This window comes from Pyxidicoccus fallax, from assembly GCF_012933655.1.
In the GTDB taxonomy this organism is placed as follows: domain Bacteria; phylum Myxococcota; class Myxococcia; order Myxococcales; family Myxococcaceae; genus Myxococcus; species Myxococcus fallax.
Map to the genome: position 1 here is coordinate 1 of NZ_JABBJJ010000637.1, position 2709 is coordinate 2709.

A 2709-nucleotide genomic window follows, 5' to 3' on the forward strand; every position below is an offset into this window, starting at 1 on the left:
GCCGAGGAGCTGGCGCGGGCGGGGGGCATGTCGGTGGGCAGCTTCTACCGGCGCTATGGCAGCAAGGCGGGCTTCGCGCGGGAGGTGCGCCAGTGGGCCGAGACCGAACTCTGCCGCATCGCACGCGGGTACCTGGAGCTGGAGCGGCTGGAGGGCGGCTTCCGCGAGGCCTTCGACCACTTCTGGGAGGCGCTGACGTGGTGCGCGACGAGGAAGCCCGAACTCTTCCACTTCACCTTCATGCACTGGCATCCCGACTCGCTGGAGCCGGAGGCGTTGGGCAGTCAGGCGCGGGAGTTGGTGAGGGAGGTGCTGGCGCACGGTGAGCGCGAGGGGGCGCTGGCGCCTGGAAGCGTGCAGGTGGGCGAGGGGCTCATCTGGGGAACGCTGGCGGAGCTGGTGCGGGCGGTGGCGCGGGGAGACGAGCAGGACGCGCTGGAGAACATCCAGCCCATGGGGCGGGTGCTCTGGAAGGCGCTGGCGGTGGAGGAGGAAGCAGGCCCTCGGGGCAGCGGCACGCCTCCGTCGGATGGGCCGACAGAAGACTCCGAGACCGGCAGCACTGGCACGTCTTCTCCAGAGGCGGCGATGGAAGACTCCGCGACTGGAAGCACTGGCACGTCTCCGCTGGAAGAGGCCGATACGGAAGACTCCGAGACTGGAGGCACTGGCACACCTCCTTCGGAAGAAGCGATGGAAGACGCCAGGACCGGAGGAGGTGAGATACCGCCTGCGGGTGGAGTGATGGACGACTCCAGAACCCGAGGTGCTGAAACACCTCCGCCGGATGCGGTGACGGAAGCCTCGGGGAATGGCGATGTCGGTGCGCCGCTTCCGAGCGCGGCGATGCTGGAAGACGTTGGAGCGGAGCGTGCCCGTGCCTCACCCCCGGGTGTCGCAATCGCTCCCTCCGGAGCGTGGGCCCGTTCACGCTGCCGGGGCAGCCGCTCCGAGTCAGGCTTCACCGGGCGGCGTCCCACGCCTTCGGCCCTCATGAGGCGTCATGAGTCGGTCCATCGCGCGCCGCGTCCGCCCGCTGCCGCGGCAGGCCGAGCAGCCGCGCACTGTCGCGGGTCTTCGGGCCTCGGACGGAGAGCGGGGAAGACTTCTCTCCGAACGGAGCCAGCTTCCGTGATGACGTGCGGGGGTCGGGGGTGGCTCGGGCGTACGCGTTCGGCTCACAGGTCCGGGAAGAGCAGCGGGTCGACCATGAGGGTCCGCTCTCCGCCCGCCTCGCGAAGCTCCAGGGTGCAGGTGCCTCGGGCCTCGCTCTCTTTCGCCTCTGCTTCCACGATGATGCGGACCTCGGCGCCCTCCCTCGTGGGCTCCGACTGCCACACCTGCACGACACGCAGTTGGCGGCCTTTCGCATCGCGGAGCACCGCGCTCCCAGCGGACCAGGGAGGGGTGCCAGGGGCAAAGGTCGCCCGAACTTCCACGGCGACCCTCTTCGCGGCGCGGTAGCTCACGAGCGTCACCTGGTCCTTCGTCCCCACTCCATGAAGGATGGCCGTCTCAAGAGCCTTGGTGGCAATACCGTGACCTTGGGCCCACGCAGCCGTGAGGAGCCCGGTCAGTCCTCCAGGGCCGTGGCTCTCACGGAGCCGCGCGGTTTCCTCGCGCAGACGTTCGAGTTCCTCCAAGAGAGCGGAGGCTTCCGGCCGGACAGGCGCGGAGCCGCGCCGGGCGTGCGGGAGCTCCACGAGGGCATCGGCCTGCTCCCGGACGACGAGGATGAGCCAGACCTCGGCAGGGACTCCGCCATCCGCGAAGCGCACGGTGAGCCGCAGGCGTTCTCCCTCGCGGAGCGCTTCCGACGGCAGGATGGCCAGGGTGTCGTCACCCATGACGACGCGGCTGAAGCGCTCTCGTCCCTCCAGTTCCATCCCTTCGCGCGCGAGGGGTCTGTCGAACAGCAGGAGGCTGCCGGTGCCCGGACGGATGCCGATTTCCGGTGACACCTGGGGGGACTCGGGTCCCAGTTCGATGCGGCGAACCTGTTGTTGCCCGCTGGTGGCGGACGTGTCCCGCGCGGAAGCGAGGGGCGCCCAGGACGTCATGAGCAACAGGAGCAGGGCCGAAGGACGGGCGGACACGAGGAAGCCACCCCGCGCTAGTCGAAACGCTCGAAGTGCCGAACGCTTCTGAGTTCGACGTGGGGGTAGATGACGGCGCTCTGGTCGTCGCCCCCGGGCAGTCGGGGGATGCCGCGCGCCCGGGTGTTGTAGTCAAGGAGTTCGACGCAGACCGGGTACTGCTTGTCCTTGACGCGCAACGTGGTGAAGCGGCCATGGACGTACTGCTTCGCGATGAAGAACTCCCCGAAGAACTGCGCCCTGGAGGGGAGGTTTCCATGTTCACGGGCGAGGCGGACCACGCCCCGGCCTTCCCGGACGGTGATGGGGCCGCTTACCGGCGTGTCCACCAACGCGAACATCATCAGGTCCAGGATATCCAGCTTGTCCATGGCCTCTATGGAGCCGGGCGGGCAGTCCTCGTCCGGGGGCAGGGGCGGTCCCACCACCGGCGGCGTGCTGGCGCAGCCGAGCCCCGAGCAGGCCACGGCCGCCGCGGCGGTGGCGGACCTGATGAGGTGGGAGGGAGTGGGCGCGGAGGGCTTCTTCTCCGGAGCCTGGGAGGACTGCGGTCTCGGAGCGGGGGCGGTCTTCTTCACGGGGGCGGCTTCCTGGGATGACGCCACCCGGGGGG

Annotated in this window: 3 protein-coding genes; 1 reads left to right on the forward strand and 2 read right to left on the reverse strand. The window is 69.6% G+C overall.

Annotated elements, in window-relative coordinates; all coding sequences use genetic code 11:
* Nucleotides 1–1178: 1178 nt before the first annotated feature.
* Nucleotides 1179–2096, reverse strand: a complete 918-nt coding sequence (locus HG543_RS52920) for a DUF2381 family protein (protein ID WP_169352566.1) — start codon at nt 2094–2096, stop codon at nt 1179–1181.
* A 17-nt stretch (nt 2097–2113) separates the two neighbouring features.
* The gene (locus HG543_RS54825; protein ID WP_171819050.1) at nt 2114–2467 is read right to left on the reverse strand and encodes a hypothetical protein; all 354 of its coding nucleotides are present in this window, start codon (nt 2465–2467) and stop codon (nt 2114–2116) included.
* Between HG543_RS54825 and HG543_RS54830 the strand changes: the two genes are divergently transcribed.
* Nucleotides 2460–2709: hypothetical protein (locus tag HG543_RS54830; protein WP_211194794.1), on the forward strand; the 250-nt coding region annotated here is incomplete at its 3' end. The genes HG543_RS54825 and HG543_RS54830 overlap by 8 nt on opposite strands.

What these genes read in the sequence shown, in the direction of transcription:
- HG543_RS54825 (WP_171819050.1), bottom strand. Translation starts at nt 2,467, where the DNA reads ATGGACAAGCTGGATATCCTGGACCTGATGATGTTCGCGTTGGTGGAC.